The organism is Anaerotruncus sp. AF02-27 (genome assembly GCF_003465835.1).
GTDB classification, from domain to species: domain Bacteria; phylum Bacillota; class Clostridia; order Oscillospirales; family Ruminococcaceae; genus Anaerotruncus; species Anaerotruncus rubiinfantis.
This window is the reverse complement of record NZ_QSBX01000034.1, coordinates 3104-19742: the sequence shown is the minus strand read 5'-3', so window position 1 is coordinate 19742 and position 16639 is coordinate 3104. Positions and strand designations below refer to the sequence as shown.

Here is a 16639-nt window from a genome sequence, read left to right as displayed (position 1 = left end):
CTATCGAAACCTCGTAGGCGCATCGTAGCACCGTCCGGAAAGCCCAGAGCCATTGATATTAAAGGCTTTTCGGATAGTTTGTAAATTTTTTTTGCACCTACTTGACATAAAGGGACGACTTGGGCCGCGTAGTCATACCGAAAGAAATCCGGCGCACAATGCGAATTAGAGAGGGCGATCCTCTTGAAATATATACGGATAATGACGGCGAAGTGATCTTTAAAAAGTATTCCCCGATTGGGGAACTTTCCTCATTTGCATCGCAGTATGCGGAGGTCCTGGGTAAAATCGGCGGCTATCCGGTTGTGGTCTGCGACCGTGACCATGTGATCAGCGTGGCGGGCATCCCCAAAAAGGAATTGCTCGAACGCCGCGTATCCCCGCAGCTCGAAGAAGTGATGGAACAGCGCCGCAGCTTTGCGGTGACCGGCGACGGACGAAAGATGCAGCCGGTGGAAGGTGTCGACCGTTTTGCGCTGGTACAGGCACCGATCATCGCAGCGGGCGATGTCTGCGGGAGCCTGATGTTCCTGGCGGGGGATAACCCGAGCCCGGCGACCGATACCGAAATCAAACTGATCCAGGTGGGCGCGGCATTCCTCGGCCGCCAGATGGAGGAATAAACCATGGCGGAAAAGGGAAAAAAGCCGTGTGACGCACAGCTTTCGCCGCAGGCGAAGAACCGTGTGAGCCGTGTAGTTTCACAGATGATTTCAACGCCGCCCAGCCACACTGATCCGAACGGGAGCTACACCGGAAAACCACTCAACTACGGCGAGGTTCCCGTGCAGGATGCGGATGATCTTTAAAGGAAGATGGGTTCCATATTGTTTTCCGGCGCCTGATTCTGTTTGGAATCCCTCGCCGGCCAGCGCATATGAGGTCTCCGCGGCAGAGGAAAGAATGCCGAAGAAAAGCTTCTGGCTGCAGGTTTTATCCTGCGGCTGGGGGCTTTTCATTTCGGGGAATTCCATAATAGCGCCAGCAGCCATTTTCCAGACTGCGGACGGAAATCATGTCCTTATCGGATCAGTCCCATACTACGGGGCGTGAAATCGTACCGTGCGTGTCAGGCGGGCCTGTCCAATCCGTGATGACGTTTTTTAGAGGGCCGGGAAGGTTTATGGGAAACAGATGACGGGATTGTATTTTACAGCCTGTTCCATTCCGGTGGAATCTGTGGTATAATAACCGCAGAGCGGCTATTATACCAATTTATGCGCAGGACGATCCGGGCCTTTGGCGGCTTGCAAATCGCTGCGCTATTATGATATTCTATAGATTAAGGAAAACGCTGATATGGAAGGGGAGGAGACAGGTGTGGAATCTGTGTTAATGGAGATCCGGACATGTGCGGCAAGAGGTGGGGAAAGGACCCGGTAAACGCCCTGCGGACCGCCGGCAAGTTACATACAGAAAAACTCCTCTTTGAGAGTATACAGTTTGGATAGGCGTGTAAACCGATGGACCTGCTGGATGGAGGCGGATTCAATGAATGCAAAGGAAGCGGTTGCGCGGCGTATTATCGAGCTGTGCAATGGACGCAACATGGCAGTCAACGCACTTGGAAACCTTGCGGGTGTTTCACCCTCAACGATCTACAGCATCCTGAACGGGAAAAGCCTGAATCCCGGGGTGGTGTCGATCAAAAAGCTCTGTGACGGGTTGGAAATCAGTTTGCGGCAGTTTTTTGATTCCCCGTTGTTTGAAAATTTGGAGGAAGAAACCTGAGAGAATCGCGCCCCGGCCCTGGCCGGGGCTTTTTTGTGTCCTGCGGAGGGCTTTGCCGCAGCAGGAACCAAAAAATGCCGGATGCGTATACTGGAATTAAGAAGCTGTCGGGGGTGAGTGGATGAAACCGAGAAAAGAATTTTGCGACTGCAACCATTGGGCATGGTGCTGCGCGGGCTTTGGCCTGGGGATTGTGCTGGCGGTGTTCGCGTCGCTGAAGCTGGTACTCATCCTGGCGGGCGCGCTTCTGATCGCGCTGGGCATTCGGATTCTGCTGCTGTAATCCGAGTCAATCGAAGGAAAGGTTGGTCGCAGTATGAAAATTGTTGTCATCAAAAGCCCCAAGTTTTTGTCCCCTATCCTGCGGTTCTTTTTTAAAATTAAAAAGGAACCGGCCTGAAAAGTCCTACATAAGCGGGTGCGAAAGCCCCACGCGGGAAGGCTGCCGGACGGCAGCCTTCCCGCGTGGGGCTTTCGTTTGGCTTGCGTTGCGCGGTGATAGAATGACTTTTCTATAAGGATATTTCAGGAGGGATCGAATATGCTGACAGGCAGTGGGATGGCGATCGGCATCACCTGGTGTTTCGCGGCGATTGTTCAGCTGGTTTTATCATGGAAATTCGGGGGAGGCGGCAGGAATGACGCCCGTGGGCTGGCTTTTGCACTCATTTGCGGGATGTTGGGGATTTCATTCCTGTTTGACAGCGAGGCCTTCGCCTTTGTTGCCGCAGTGACCGCAGCCAGCCAGCTATTGGCCGCTGTGATCAGACGGGTAACGGATACAAAAAAATAAGCGTTTCATTTGCCGTGCCGGGGATTCCCGGCACGGTTTTTCTTTTTGCCCACGCCGTTTTGGCCAAACCGCGTGTTTTTGCCCGTTAGACGGCATATAACCCTAAGGTTGGACATATATTTGTGGTAGCAAACAGAAGGAGAGGGTATATTTATGGAGCTTAACCTGCAAAAACAGACCGTAAGTATCAACGAAGTCATATACGACGGCGTAGCCGAGCAGCCGCTCGAATGCGATGTGCTGCTGCCCGATTACTGTCCCGATATCCAGAAGATCCTGCGCTGCGAGGTGATGCCGCTTCTGCTCTCCAGTACAGTAAATGGGGATAAACTTTCGGTGGATGGAATGGCAGTGGCGCACCTTTATTATCTGGGGGAGGATGGCTGTATTCGCCATGCGGAGTATAAAATCCCCTACACCAAAATGATCGAACTGCGCGCCGCGCCGCAGAACCCTTCGGTGAATGTCACGCAGAATGTGGACTATTTCAACTGCCGCGCCGTCAGCCAAAGAAGGCTCGACATGCGAGGGGCAGTCAGTATTTCGGCACGGGTTACCGGCCAGACCGAGGAACAGGTGGTCTGTGGGGCGCAGGGCCTCGGTATGCAGCTTTGCCGCACGGCTGTCGAGAACACACGCGTATTCCCACAGGCGGCCCGCCAACTGGTCGTGCGCGAGGATGTCGAGCTCGGTTACGGCAAGCCCTCGGTAGGCGGCGTTATCCGGTATGCCGCCACCGCGGAGGTCACCGACTACAAGGTGATCGCGGGCAAGCTCATCACCAAGGGGGAGGCGGCGGTAAAAATCATTTACCAGTGCGAGGAAGATCCCAAACGGCTGGAAGTGATGGAATATGCGCTGCCGGTCAGCCAGATCATCGATATCGAAGGCGTGGATGAGGACTGCCTGTGCAGCACCTGGTATGACGTCTGCGGTATCGATGTGACCCCAAAAAACAATTCCGACGGTGAAAGCCGCATGTTCGGGCTGGAGATCACCCTCAACGCCTGCGCCGTCGCCCACCGTAAAATGCAGCTCGAAACCTGCTGCGACTGTTACTCCACTCAGTTTGAATGCAAACAGAATCAGAAACAGGTGCCGTTTGTGCAGCTTATTGATGTGGTGGCGGAAAACTGCATGTATAAGGAATCCCTTGATCTGCCCCAGAACGTGAAGAGTATCGTCGACCTGTGGTGCGTGCCCTCCGGGATGAATGTAAAAATCGAAGAGGACTGCGCGGTGGTCACCGGAAAACTCGATATCTGCATGTTTGTTTACGAGGAGAACGATGAAATTGCCTATTACGACCAGCTGCGCGAATTCAGCCACAAGATCCCGGTCAAGACGGCGTTCGATACGATGGTGTTCCATCCAGTGGTGAAGGCGGAATCCGCAACCTTCTCGATGAGCGGGCACGATAAGATGGAAGTGCGCTGCAACATCAAAATCAAAGGCGGAATGTATAACCAGTACCGCAAAAAAGTGATCTGTGACATCACAGTGGATGAAACCCATCAAAAGCCGCGTCAGGAAAACATCCTGTACCTCTATTACGCCGACGAGCAGGAACCGGTCTGGGAAATCGCCAAGCGTTACAACACCTCGGTCGAGGCAATCCGGGCGGGCAATGAGCTGGAAGGCGACACGCTGGGCGGACGCAGGATGCTGCTCATCCCGATGAAATAAAGCTCGAAAATACCGAAAGGGGAGGAAACAATGGAGGCACAGAGCATCTACAAAGACATCGCCAAACGCACGGGCGGCGATATATACATAGGCGTGGTGGGGCCGGTGCGTACCGGTAAATCCACCTTCATCAAACGGTTCATGGAAACGCTGGTCATCCCGAACATCGGCAGCGAATTTGTCCGGGAACGCGCCACCGATGAGCTGCCGCAGTCGGCGGCGGGCCGCACGATCATGACCACCGAACCCAAATTTATCCCGGAAGAAGCCGTTAAGATCTCCCTGGGGGAGAACACCAGCCTCAATGTGCGGATGATCGACTGCGTGGGCTACATCGTGCCCAGTTCGCTTGGCTACATCGAAAACGATCAGCCCCGCATGGTGGTGACGCCATGGTTCGATAAGGAGATTCCCTTCAACATGGCAGCCGAGATCGGTACTCAGAAGGTCATCAACGAACACAGCACCATTGGTCTGGTCGTCACCACTGACGGCAGCATCAGCGACATCCCGCGCAGCGAATACGCGGAAGCCGAGGAGCGGGTCGTAAACGAGCTTCAGGGGATCAACAAGCCGTTTGTCGTCCTCTTAAACTGTGTAAATCCCTCCGCACCGTCTGCAATTTCCCTGCGCGCCGAACTGGAGGAGAAGTACAGCGTCCCGGTTGTGGCGGTTAACTGTATGGACCTTTCCGACGAGGACATCAAATTGGTGCTTGCCGATGTGCTTTTCCAATTTCCGGTGCGGGAGGTTGCGGTTACGCTGCCTGGCTGGGTAACCGCTCTGGCCCCCGACCACTGGCTGCGCAGCGCGCTTTACAGCGCGATTCATGACACGGCGGCGGATATCGCCCATATCGGGGAACTGAACAAGAAGATCACCGGACTCAATGGATGCGAATATGTAAGCCGGGTGCTGGTGGATGGAGTCGATCTGGGCAGCGGCTGCGCCAAAGTGAGCGTCGATGTGCCCAACGCCCTCTTTTATCAGATCCTGGGAGAAGCAACCGGGCTTGAGATCCCGGATGAAAGCGCCCTGATGCCCTGCATCATCGAGCTTGCACAGATGAAAAAGGAGTACGATAAGGTGAAATCCGCCCTGGATGAGGTAGCAGCGACTGGCTATGGCATTGTGATGCCGGGCTTGGAGGAACTCACACTGGAGGAACCGGAGATCGTCAAGCAGGGCGGCCGGTACGGGGTGCGCCTCAAGGCGAGCGCGCCGAGCATCCACATGATGTCCGCAAACATCACAACCGAGGTCAGCCCGATCGTGGGCAGCGAAAAACAGTCGGAGGAACTGGTGCATTATTTGCTCCACGAATTTGAGGAAAGCCCGCAGAAGATCTGGGAATCGAATATCTTCGGCACCAGCCTGCATGAGCTGGTCAATCAGGGGCTGCACAACAAGCTTTACCGGATGCCGGGCGACGCGCGCCTGAAGTTGCAGGAGACGATCGAACGGATCATCAACTTTCCAGATATAATAGGACTAATTCAGAAACCGCATGACTGCGGGAGCCGAATTAGTCCTAATTTTTTCAGGGATTTGAGGTGATAAATCGGGATTTTGACGAATACGATAGGGAGCTTCCTGTTGTTTCTTTATAAATAACGGCAAAATTTAGTCCTATTCGATATGCTGGTAAAAAACCTCTCTATTAGTTATGAGTTATGCATCAAAGTAGGAAAAAGAAAGGAAAGGATCGTACATGAGTGACTGTAAGATCATCGCCGTCGCTAATCGGAAAGGTGGTGTGGGTAAAACCACCATTACCTTGAACCTCGGATATGCTCTCGCGGAAAAGGGCTATCGCATCCTGCTGGTGGACTTTGATTCCCAAGCCAATCTGTCAAAGGGTTTGGGAATTTCCGCACCGGCCAAGGATGAAAACACCATCTGCCAGCCCATGTGGGCGGATATACGCGATCTCGACATGCCGGACAGGGAAAGTTATATCAAGCAGCGCGGCAAGCTGCACTTCATTTCCTGCAACGAAACCCTCTCAGTTTTGGAGATGGAGATGGTGGGCGCCATGCGGCGGGAGTATATCCTCAAAAACATACTGGACGAGCTGCGCGGCGACCATGATTTCATTCTCATCGACTGCGGCCCTTCGCTGGGCGTGCTCACCGTCAACGCCCTCATCGCCGCCGACAGCACCCTTGTCGTCTCCACTTTGGAGAGCGATTCCAATGAGGGTACCAAGCTGCTGGTCAAATCCATCCAGCTTGTACGCAAGAAATACCGGCATATGCTGGAGGTGGACGGCATCCTCATGAACATGGTGGTGGACCGCACCATTCTCAGCCGCGAAATGATGGCGGAAACCAAACGGGATTTTGGCGAGGCCGTCGCTGTATTTGAAACGAACATCCCGCGCACATCCCTGTTCGGCCGCGCGAAAAAGGCGGAACAGACCATTTTTGAGTATGCACCTAAGAGCAAGGGGGCGGCCGCCTTTTCCGCATTCTGTGAGGAATTTTTGGCGAAGGGGGGCTATGCGGATGGCAAGCGATAAAAACGCCATGCCCACCTTGGACACCCTCTTCGGCGGCGCCGAGATATCAGAAAACGAGATCACGCTGATAGACGACGCCCTCATCGACGAATTTCCCGGCCACCCCTATCGCCTTTATACTGGGAAGCGCCATACGGATCTGCTGGACAGTATCCGGGAATTCGGCGTCTTGTCGCCGGTGATCCTGCGGGCAGAGCCAACCGGCCGCTACACTCTGCTGGCGGGATACAACCGCCGTCACTGCAACCGGATCGCCGGCAATAAGCAGCTCCCGTCCGTTGTTATGTACAATGTCAGCGATGGAGACGCTAAGCTGATCATCACCCACTCCAACCGGCAGCGCGGCCTTGATGAATTGCTGCCCAGCGAAAAGGCATTTGCTTTCAAAATGGAACTGGAGGGGCTGAAAGAAACCCGTCGGGAGCAAAAGAAGGTGGCGGCAATTGAGGCGCTTGAAAAAGCTGTGAATGCTGATGAACAGGACGATTCCGGCAAGCTGTTCAAATTTGAACAGGGAGAATATACACGGGACATCCTGGCCAAGCAATACGGCCTTAAAGCGACCGAGGTACAGCGTTTGATCCGACTCACCCACCTCTGCCCCAACCTGCTCGACCTTGTAGATGAGGGAAAAATCGCCGACTATGTTGCCGTTCCGCTCACCTACCTGTCGGAAGATATGCAAGCGGAGGTGTTCCACCAAATGACCGAGCGCGGTTATCGCGTGGATATCGACAAGGCGGAGTTGCTCAAGCGGAGATTTCAGGAAAAGAAGCTCACGGCGGACAAAATCGCAGATATCCTCGCCGGAAAGGAAACGGTCAAAAAGGTTTCTACCAAAAGTCCTGTGGTGAAACTGCAACCGGCCACGGTGAAGCGGTACTTCACCCGTGGGGAATCCGCCAAGGAAATCCAGACCACCATTGAAAAGGCTTTGGCATTGTACTTCTCGCAGCAACGACAGGAGGAGCGGTGAAATGGACAGGTTTTCATACCATAAGGACCAAAAGGCTGAAATCATCACCATCAAAGAACGCGCGATTACGCTGAAGCTGTCGGATGCCGACGTGGAGCGTATTTTTAAGAAAGCAGGCGCCGCCGGGCTTACCGTACCGGAGTTGCTGCAAAACTTTATTGGCGATCTGGTTGACGGCACCTACAGCAACGGCTCCGACGAGCGTGATTATGCGCAGCGATGGTTTGACCGCTGCTGGTTCGGAATGTTCCCTGAGCACACCTTCACACAGTATCTCATTCAATCTGACCAGTTTGATGTTGTTGTGGGTCTCTGGAATGATATTCAAACCGCCAAAGAGGATCTTGCCGACACGCTTGAACATCCCGATGAATACGGCGCGGATGAAGTTTCGGCTTTCAAGGAAGATATCGCGGATTGGGAGAAGGATATCCACGGAATCTTCGCGGCATTCAAAAGCAACGCTGCGGAAAACAAAATCGGCACATTGGAACAGGAAATGGAACTGGTTATCCGGTGGAAGGCCAGTCTGGAAAAAGCGCTCGCATAAAATTACACCATACTGCTTTAAGCACTTGACCCTTCGGGGCCGGGTGCTTTTCTTTTGCCCAAAATCAAAAAAGGAGAGCCAAAACATGAACGATTCTAACCGCCAACCCAGTATTTGCCCGCAAAAGCCGGACGCACAATTTCTTCGCCTTTACCGCATGGGCCTAACTGATATAGACGGCTGCCCCGAGGTGATGGGGCTGGAAATGCTGGCGTCGGTCACTTCCGGTTGCCTGTACGACGACTTGGATAAGCTTTCGGCGCTCAGCCTTTACAATGAAGCAATTGCCAATCCTTTCCCCTGCCAGCTTTCGCAAATCCATACCCGTCTGCTCAAAGCCTATGAGGAAGCCGGGGAGCCGGTTCCAAAACCTATACAGCTGCTGGCAAAGGACGCCGACTGCCTGACTTATTTCCTGGTTGCTTTCTTTGAGGATTGGCGGGAATATCTGTCCGCCGACGGCCTGCTGGAGGTGCAAAACACATGAGGAAAATCTATCTCTATACCGAACCGGACGGCGGCGTCCCCTTTCTGCGCTTTCTGGCGGTCACCGACGAAAAGATGCGGCAGAAGCTAAGGCACGGCCTGTACTGCCTCGCGCGGTTTCCAGACTATATGACCGAGCCGCATGTAAAGCATTTCAATATCGAGCGCTATAAAGACCTCTACGAATTCCGCGAGCGCATCCGCATTCTGGTGCGCATTATTTTTACCCTTGACGCCGCCGGGAATGTCATTATTCTGCATCCCTTCGTGAAAAAGCACGACTGCAACACCATGCAGGCGCTGGAGTCATCCCTGCGGATGCTCCATCAAATAAACAACGCACAGGGAGGCCTGACCGAATACCAGTGGAAGGAGGATGCAAATGCCGCGAAAACGAACGAGAGCAACCATGGTGGCCGTGGTGGCGCTGGCTGCCATAGCCGCAACTGTTTTGCACTTAATTTTGAAGAAATGAGGGAAAAGAAATGAAACGAGTATCCCTGCTTCTGGCGCTGCTGCTCGTGGCCGGCATGAGCACCACCGCCTACGCACAGGAAAAGGAACCGGACGACCCATCGGAAGTGCTGGTCTTCACAGATGAGGAAGGCTCTGCCGCCGCCGGCGCTCCGGTACTAAAGGATGTGCGCGTCGTCAGCGAGGACGGCCAGCAGCGCATCATCAAAACTTGGGAAGCCGCCCCGGGCTATGACTCCGAACAGCTGGTGGAGCCGGATTTCCAGCAGAACGGATTTAACTACAAAAAGAGCTATCTGCTGATGGTGTCCGAGAACAGCCAAAAGCAAAGCAAGCTGGCAAGCGAAACCGTCACGGTTTCCCATGAGCAAAAGGACGGCGCAATCGCCCGCCTCGCGCCGCTGCTGGACTATGATCAGGACGGCTATCAGGGGCAGCTTCAACTCGACGCCGCTTCCATTTACACCGAGGCTGCCGGCAAGCAGAACTATACCTACGCCGTCACCGATACGCGGGAATACACCGGCATGGATCGCAACGACACCTACAACATCCCCAAGAACATCACCAAAAACGGCACGGATCTTCAGCTGGTAGATGTGGACTGGACCGAACTGGGGGACGGCAACTACCGCGCCCTCGCCTCCTATCGCGGGACCGCCACCGGCGTCAGCGTGTCCGGCTACATTTCCACCGCCACCTATCTGGGCGAGGTGCAAAAGAATACGCTGGACAGCGTGACTTACGCCGTGGTTTACGAAGGAAGCCCAATTCCGCTGCCGCCCCCCGATTATCTGCCCTACGTTCTTACCAGCGTGGGGGTGGTTACGCTTTCCGGCTGCCTGGTTCTGCTCTGGAACAAGCGCAAGAACGCCAGAATCTACGCCCTGATCGACGGGCAGTACCGGGTTGTGCAGCGTGTCAAGGTGTCCTACATTGATCCCATCATCGACCTGACCGCTCCCAGCCTTGGCGGGATCAGCCGCGATTATCTGGTGGTTATCGACCGGTTTGCCGCCAAGCGGCTCAACAATCAGTTTATCCGGGTGATCTGCGCCGACGGCACTGTCAAGGAGCACCGGATGGTGAACAATGGCTACGGCTGCAAGCTGAAGGTGGGCGCCGTTGCCGCCGATGAATTTGAGGAGGCATGAAGATGAAAAAGCAATTTGCCATGGCTCTGCTGCTCTGCGCGGCGGTCGGGCTGTCCAGCTGCGCCGATGAAATTCCCGCGCAGCCAAATGAGCTGCAAACACCGCAGTACACCGTTTCGCCGGCGCCCGAAACAGACTTTGAAGCAATGCCTGAGGAAGAGATCCACGGCGCGGGCGCGGTCAAGGTGATCGATAAAACGCGGCGGACAACCGCGGACGCCCCTCAGAACACCGGCGTCACACCGGAAAACATCTGGCAGGAGGACGCCACCGTCACCTACAACGCCTTTACTTTGCCGGAAAAAGCGGCCTTTTCGGAGGACGGCAGCATCGGCATCCTCTCCATCCCGGAGCTGCAGCTGACGGTAAACGTCTATGAGGCGGCCGATGAGATGGAAGCCATGGATTTGGGGGCGGCGCATTTCAAATCCACCAGCGCATGGGACGGCAATGTGGGGATTTCGGCGCACAATGTCAATTTTAACGGGACGGACGGCTATTTTAAGAACCTGCATCAGCTTTCTGCCGGTGACACGCTCACCTACGAAACCGCGCTGGGCGCCCGCAATTATGCCGTCACCAAAGTCAAAACGATCTCCGCGGACGATTGGAACGGCCTCTCGCGCAGCACGGAAAACAGGATCACGCTCATCACCTGTATCAGCGGTCAGCCGGACAAGCGCCTGATGGTACAGGCGGAGCAAGTGCAATAAAGTCAGGCAAGGGCACATGAAAATCCCGCTTTTATTTCACCGGCAAAGACGGCGAAAAATAAATATGGGCGGCAAAGGCTGTTCGCTTGCAATCGGGAATTCCTCTGCTACAATGAAGTTGAAAAGTAGCTGCTTTCAAATAAAAACGACTGACAGATAGGAGGATTGCGAGATGAAACGCAAGATATTTGTGGGCCTTGCCGCCCTGCTCGTTGTTGGAGCCGGTGCTTTTTATGCTGTTCTCAGCGGTTATTTTCAATTAGGTACGCCCGCCCCAGCGGCAGAACCCATGGAGCAAAATGCCGCCGATGGATCAGCTCAAAGCAGCGCGGCGCGGCAGGACGAAATCGACGAGCTGCGCAGGCTGGTGGAAGAGTTGAGCGCGGCGCTGAAGCAGTCCGCAGAGAAATCAACCAGTGAGCCAGAACCTGCCAGCGCGCAGGAGGCCCCCGTTTCCTCCGCGACGGCGGTTCCCACCCCGGAATCCGATGCTTCCTCCACCGCGACGGCGGTCAAGGCCTCCGAGGCCCCGCCGCCCGCCGCACCTGCGGCCAAAGAGAACGCCGGTACGGTTTTTGAGGGCTGCACGGTGACGGTGACGGACAAGGATACCCCTGCGGTAAGGGCGGCCGGAACCGGATGGCCCATCACCAAATACTACTTCGTCGCCGAAGATGGGGATTATCTCGGCAGCATCTCCGGTGCGGCGATGAACGCCATCATCGAAAAGTACCAGACGGGTGCTGGGGACGCTCCGGGCAACGGCGGCGAGTGGGAGTTTTGGTTTGCGGAGCAGTTCAATGAATATCGCGGCGTTTCCCAATATATGGCCGACACAACCGAGCGTGCATCCAACAGTTCCAACAGCGGAGGGGCCTCCGCTCAGGATGTTGACACAGATGCTTATGCGCTTGAGGTGATCGATCTAATCAATCAAAAACGTGAAGATATTGGTTTGGAGAATTTGCAGATTGATTCCTCACTTACTTCTCATTCCGAAATTCGTGCCGAGGAATTGTCCATACAATACAGCCATGTGCGTCCGGATGGGACCAAGGAAAAAAGCGAATGTATTGTAATGAGAAGGGACACCCCTCTCGAAGCTGTCGAAGCGTGGATGGATTCCGATCCGCATAGAGATGCGATCTTAGATGAGAGCGGCCGCTTTCCATACCAACGAATCGGATCCGGTTGCTATCAAGATGAGAGTGGGGTCCTGTATTGGGTCATTACGTTCGGCTTATAACTTTATAACTTTTGAAAGAGTCTGAGAAATCAGGCTCTTTTTTATATCCGCTGTCTGGAAAACGGCTTTATATAGACAGAAGGCTACCTCACTCGCGTGTGAGGCGGCCTCTTTTTTATGAAAAACAAAGGAGTGCAAACGCCATGAAAAAAACCATCATGCGATTTCTCAGCCTGGTTTTATGTGCCACCATGCTGTTTGGAACTTTTCAAGTTCCCGCAATGGCGGCCGTCGATGACCCCATTGCGGGCGAGACCGGCTCAGGCTGGTCCGAGGTGGGCGTCATGCCGGGCGAACAGGAGGATCACAGTCCCCCGGTTTCCGATTCGGGCACAGGAGAGATCGTTTCCCCCGGTGAATCCGAAGAGGAGCAATCATCCTCTTCGGGACCGGCCGAAGTTCCTTCCGGCGGCGTAGAAGGGGAACAGACGCCGCCAACGGACGAAAGCAGTTCTTCCACCGGTGACACGCAGGCGGAGCAGCCGGGTGAAATTCCCGAGGACGATTTAACACTGGGCACGTCCGGTCTGAAGGACAGCTGGCTGCAGGAATATCAAAAAGAGGCGCTGACCTGGCCCTCGCTCAATCAACGGGCTCGGGCCGCGAGAGTCGCCAATGTGCCGGAAACCACGCCGCTCACATGGTCGGGCGACCACATTACCTTTGCCAACGGCGCCTATATCGGCAGCCCCATCCCCAAAATCTATTTTAACGGTGAAGTCGCGTTTTGCGGCGAGTGGAACGGGCTGTCCCCTTCGGGCAGCTACCATGAGATCACCAGCGGAAACGACAGCACCATCAAGCAGTATCTTGCCAACTTCGATAAATCCTCCAAGGGAAAGGGAGAGTATATCGCGACGCAGGTGCTGATCTGGTGCCGCGTGATGGGCACCAGCGTCACCAGTTGGGGCGGCTCCCCGGGCGCGGACGCCGCGGACGAGATCAGAAACGGCGGCAACAGCTACAGTGGCCTGCGCTACCAATACAAAGAATTCGGCGGCGGCACGCAGAACATCATCACCTACAACACAGATGTGGAGCCCCCTGAGCCTCCGGAACCGCCTGAATACCCCGAGGACAAATACCACATCGAGGTCACAACCGATGTGGTGACCGAAACCGAGGTGCGCAACCGGAAGACCTACGAATATTCCGACGCCATCGGCCAGATCACCATCCGCAAACACGATCAGGACGGAAAGAGCTTGGACGGCGCCCTGTTCAACATCGTGGTCGAGTTCTCCGACGGCACCGATGTGCGCGTCAACAACTGGGAGGTGGACAACGGCGCGCGCCTGTTCACCTGGACCCATCCCCGAGACAACCATGACCCGGCAACCGTGACCGTTACGGAAGTTGTCCCGCCTCGTTACTATGAGGGCGACCCCACCCCCAAAACGGCGGTCGTCCACCCGACCTACACCCGCGTCACCCATGTGGAAACCTGGACGGTGACAATCACCACCGAAAACACCAGCAGCACGGTCATTGAGATTGAGAGCGGCGACGTGGTGGCGGAATCCACATCCTCCTCCAGCGCGGAGGTGTCCAGCGACCCGCAGGTAGAGGAATTCGCCGATTTCATCGAGGGAGACCGGGAAACCACCGTCACATTTGTCAACCGGCGCATCACCGGCGACATTGAGGTCGTCAAAAAGGACGCCAACACCGGTGCGCCGCTGGCGGGGGCGACCATCCACCTTTGGGGCGACGACCTGGGCGAGCCCCAGCACATCGACCGCCTTGAAGTGACCGGCACGGACGGCGTCGCCTACTTTCAGGATCTGCCGCCCGGCACCTATGTCATTCAGGAGACCCAGCCGCCCCACGGCTATCATCTCAACGATGAGAAGCAGACGGTTGCGCTCCAATCCGCTCAGGTCATCCGCAAGGAGGTACGCAACTACCGCAAGGACGGCCTGACCATCAAGAAGGTGGACCCGGACGGCAAGCCCATCGCCGGTGCGGTGTTTGAATTGCGGCGGGGCTCCGGCGAGGTGCTGCTCAGCGAAACCACCGACGAAAACGGTACAATCTTCCGCGACTACCTCTCCGAGGGGCTGTATGTCATCGAGGAAAAGAAGGCGCCGGAGGGGTACCTGCTGGACGAAAATCCCATCAAGGAGCTTTATATCTATGCCACTGACGACAATAAGCAATACACAATTACCTTTGTCAACAAAAAGAAACCCGCCATCGAGGTGACGAAGATCGACGCCGAGACCCCCACGCTCAAGCTGCCGGGCGCGGTGTTCCGGATCACCGACACAATGACCAACAACTATTGGGACATCAAGACCGGCGAGGACGGTACGGCGCTGCTGGAAGGCCTTGAGATCGGCACAACCTATATAGTGGAGGAACTGGAGCCGCCCGAGGGCTACCTCAATTCCGGCTACCGGCAGGAAATCGTCCTCAAGGAGAGCCGCGTCCACACACTCACGGTGGCGGATTCCAAGATGCCCGCCCTGGAGATCGTCAAAAAGGACAAGGTGACCGGAGCCTTCTTGAAGGGTGCGACATTCCGCGTTTCGTGGAACAACGGCGCGGATTACCGCGACGTGACCACCGGCAGGGATGGCAAGGCCACGCTCACCGGCCTGAAGGACGGCTGGTACACCATTCTGGAGACCAACGCTCCCGAGGGTTATCTGCTGGATACCGACGCCCATCAAATTCTGTTGGAGGCGGGAAAATCCGGAGTCATCGAACTGTTCAACGAAGCAAAGCCCTCCCTGACCATCCTCAAGCTGGACAGCGTGACCAAAACGCCGCTGCAATATGCCAAATTCCGCATCGAGCAGAAAACCGAAGCTGGTCTCAAGCTGGTGGGCGAATACGCCACCGACGCGGACGGCATGGTGCGTTTGGAGAACATCGCCCCCGGGCGCTACCTCATCACCGAAATTGTGGCCCCCGACGGCTACAACATTGATACCGCCACCCATGAGGTGACGATTGAATTTGGCCAGGCATATAAAGTGGAACTCACCAATACGCCGAAATCACCCATCTACATTCAAAAGGTGGATGAAAACGGCGAACCGCTGGCCGGGGCAAAGTTTCGGGTGTCCACCATGAACGGCGCGATGGTTGGTACCGTCACCAGCGGGCGCACCGGCTACGCCATCATCCCCTACGCCGAACCCGGCTGGTACGTCGTGGAAGAAGTGCAGGCTCCAAACGGCTATGTGCTCTCATCCACTCCTATCAATGTGGAGGTAAAGTCCGGCAGACCCGCGCAGGTGGAATTTGTCAACTACCAAAAGCCGATGCTGCAAATTCTGAAGCTGGATACCGGCACCGGCAAAGCCCTGCTGGGCGCCAAATTCAGGGTGACGCAGGCGGACGGCGCGCTGGTGGGCGAATACACCACCGGCAAGGACGGCCTCATCACCATCGAGGGCCTTGCGCCCGGCGCGTACATCATCACCGAGATCCGCAGCCCGGACGGCTACACGCTGGATATGACGCCGCAAACCATCACGCTGGAATCCGGAAAGACGCGGCAGGTGGAATTCTATAACACCGCCAAGCCCGGCTTGCAGCTCCTGAAGCTGGATAAGGTCACCGGCCAGCCCATTCAAGGGACGATGTTCAGCGTGATGCAGCTGCTGAACGGCGCGAAGAAGGATCTGGGAACCTTCACCACCGGCGAGAACGGCACTTTCTACATCCCCGACCTAGCTCCCGGCGACTACATCATCACCGAGATCAAGGCGGCGGAGGGTTACATCCCCGACAGCACACCCCAGAACATCCACGTGGAGGGCGGAAAACTCAACACTGTGGAGGTCTACAACATTCCCTATGGCAACCTGCGCCTCGTCAAGCTGGACAGCGAAACCCGTGCCCCGCTGGAAGGAGCAGCCTTCAAACTGTTCGATGAAAAGCGGCTGGAGGTGGGTACCTATACCACATCGGCGCAGGGCGAAATCTATGTGCGGGAGCTGCCCGCCGGAAACTACTTCATTCAGGAGGTCAAATCGCCGGCCGGATACCTGCTGGACAACACCGTGCGCGCCATCGAACTGCTGCCGGGAAAAACGACCACCGTGGAGATCCCCAATGAACCCCTTGGCTCGCTGCGCATTGTCAAGGTGGACGCCGAAACCGGAAAACCACTCTACGGCGCGGTATTTCTACTCTACGACGCGAAAGACAACCTGCTTGGGGAATACACCACCGACCAGAACGGCAGCATCCCATTTAACAGCAATCTCAAGGATGGCCGATATAAGATCAAAGAAATTAAAGCGCCCGACGGCTATGTGCTCGACCAGACCGTCCGCACCGTCACGGTGAAGGA

General features: G+C 55.6%; 17 protein-coding genes. All 17 read left to right on the top strand.

The genetic code is table 11. The annotated features are described in order from the left end of the window. Positions 1–119 precede the first annotated feature (119 nt). Positions 120–623 (top strand): stage V sporulation T C-terminal domain-containing protein, encoded by a 504-nt coding sequence (locus tag DWV16_RS16770; RefSeq protein WP_255420081.1) that lies wholly within the window; start codon positions 120–122, stop codon positions 621–623. Positions 624–626: 3 nt separating this feature from the next. Continuing rightward, positions 627–809: a hypothetical protein gene (locus tag DWV16_RS16765; protein WP_066453025.1), complete on the top strand. Its 183-nt coding sequence runs from the start codon at positions 627–629 to the stop codon at positions 807–809. 682 nt (positions 810–1491) lie between these two features. Beyond that, complete coding sequence (locus DWV16_RS16760; RefSeq protein WP_066453026.1) at positions 1492–1731, top strand: helix-turn-helix domain-containing protein; 240 nt, start codon at positions 1492–1494, stop codon at positions 1729–1731. Positions 1732–1852: 121 nt separating this feature from the next. Continuing rightward, positions 1853–2014: a hypothetical protein gene (locus DWV16_RS19170; protein WP_154018789.1), complete on the top strand. Its 162-nt coding sequence runs from the start codon at positions 1853–1855 to the stop codon at positions 2012–2014. 33 nt (positions 2015–2047) lie between these two features. Then, positions 2048–2131 carry a stage V sporulation protein SpoVM gene (gene spoVM, locus DWV16_RS19900; protein WP_118480463.1) on the top strand — a complete coding sequence of 28 codons (84 nt, stop codon included), beginning with the start codon at positions 2048–2050 and terminating at the stop codon, positions 2129–2131. 141 nt (positions 2132–2272) lie between these two features. After that, positions 2273–2524 carry a hypothetical protein gene (locus DWV16_RS16750; protein ID WP_066453027.1) on the top strand — a complete coding sequence of 84 codons (252 nt, stop codon included), beginning with the start codon at positions 2273–2275 and terminating at the stop codon, positions 2522–2524. Between the two features lie 153 nt (positions 2525–2677). Beyond that, a complete protein-coding gene (locus DWV16_RS16745; protein WP_066453029.1) occupies positions 2678–4210 on the top strand; it encodes an SPOCS domain-containing protein in 1533 nt (510 codons plus the stop codon). Between the two features lie 30 nt (positions 4211–4240). Further along, positions 4241–5767: a stage IV sporulation protein A gene (gene spoIVA, locus DWV16_RS16740; protein WP_118480461.1), complete on the top strand. Its 1527-nt coding sequence runs from the start codon at positions 4241–4243 to the stop codon at positions 5765–5767. A gap of 154 nt (positions 5768–5921) precedes the next feature. Next, positions 5922–6731: a ParA family protein gene (locus tag DWV16_RS16735; protein WP_118480459.1), complete on the top strand. Its 810-nt coding sequence runs from the start codon at positions 5922–5924 to the stop codon at positions 6729–6731. Continuing rightward, on the top strand, positions 6718–7707 hold the full coding sequence (locus tag DWV16_RS16730) for a ParB N-terminal domain-containing protein (protein WP_158572958.1): 990 nt from the start codon (positions 6718–6720) through the stop codon (positions 7705–7707). Before DWV16_RS16735 ends, DWV16_RS16730 begins: the two co-directional genes overlap by 14 nt. Position 7708: 1 nt before the next feature. Further along, a complete protein-coding gene (locus DWV16_RS16725) occupies positions 7709–8257 on the top strand; it encodes a molecular chaperone GrpE (protein ID WP_118480455.1) in 549 nt (182 codons plus the stop codon). 85 nt (positions 8258–8342) lie between these two features. After that, positions 8343–8744 (top strand): hypothetical protein, encoded by a 402-nt coding sequence (locus DWV16_RS16720; RefSeq protein WP_118480453.1) that lies wholly within the window; start codon positions 8343–8345, stop codon positions 8742–8744. Then, positions 8741–9232 carry a type II toxin-antitoxin system RelE/ParE family toxin gene (locus tag DWV16_RS16715; protein WP_118480451.1) on the top strand — a complete coding sequence of 164 codons (492 nt, stop codon included), beginning with the start codon at positions 8741–8743 and terminating at the stop codon, positions 9230–9232. The genes DWV16_RS16720 and DWV16_RS16715 overlap by 4 nt, the downstream gene beginning before the upstream one ends. After that, the gene (locus DWV16_RS16710; protein ID WP_118480449.1) at positions 9229–10371 is read left to right on the top strand and encodes a hypothetical protein; all 1143 of its coding nucleotides are present in this window, start codon (positions 9229–9231) and stop codon (positions 10369–10371) included. The genes DWV16_RS16715 and DWV16_RS16710 overlap by 4 nt, the downstream gene beginning before the upstream one ends. Before the next feature lie 2 nt (positions 10372–10373). After that, positions 10374–11084 carry a class D sortase gene (locus DWV16_RS16705; protein ID WP_158572957.1) on the top strand — a complete coding sequence of 237 codons (711 nt, stop codon included), beginning with the start codon at positions 10374–10376 and terminating at the stop codon, positions 11082–11084. A gap of 172 nt (positions 11085–11256) precedes the next feature. Continuing rightward, positions 11257–12330 carry a CAP domain-containing protein gene (locus DWV16_RS16700; protein ID WP_118480445.1) on the top strand — a complete coding sequence of 358 codons (1074 nt, stop codon included), beginning with the start codon at positions 11257–11259 and terminating at the stop codon, positions 12328–12330. Positions 12331–12473: 143 nt separating this feature from the next. Continuing rightward, the coding region (locus tag DWV16_RS16695) for a collagen binding domain-containing protein (protein ID WP_255420080.1) at positions 12474–16639 on the top strand (4166 nt) is incomplete at its 3' end.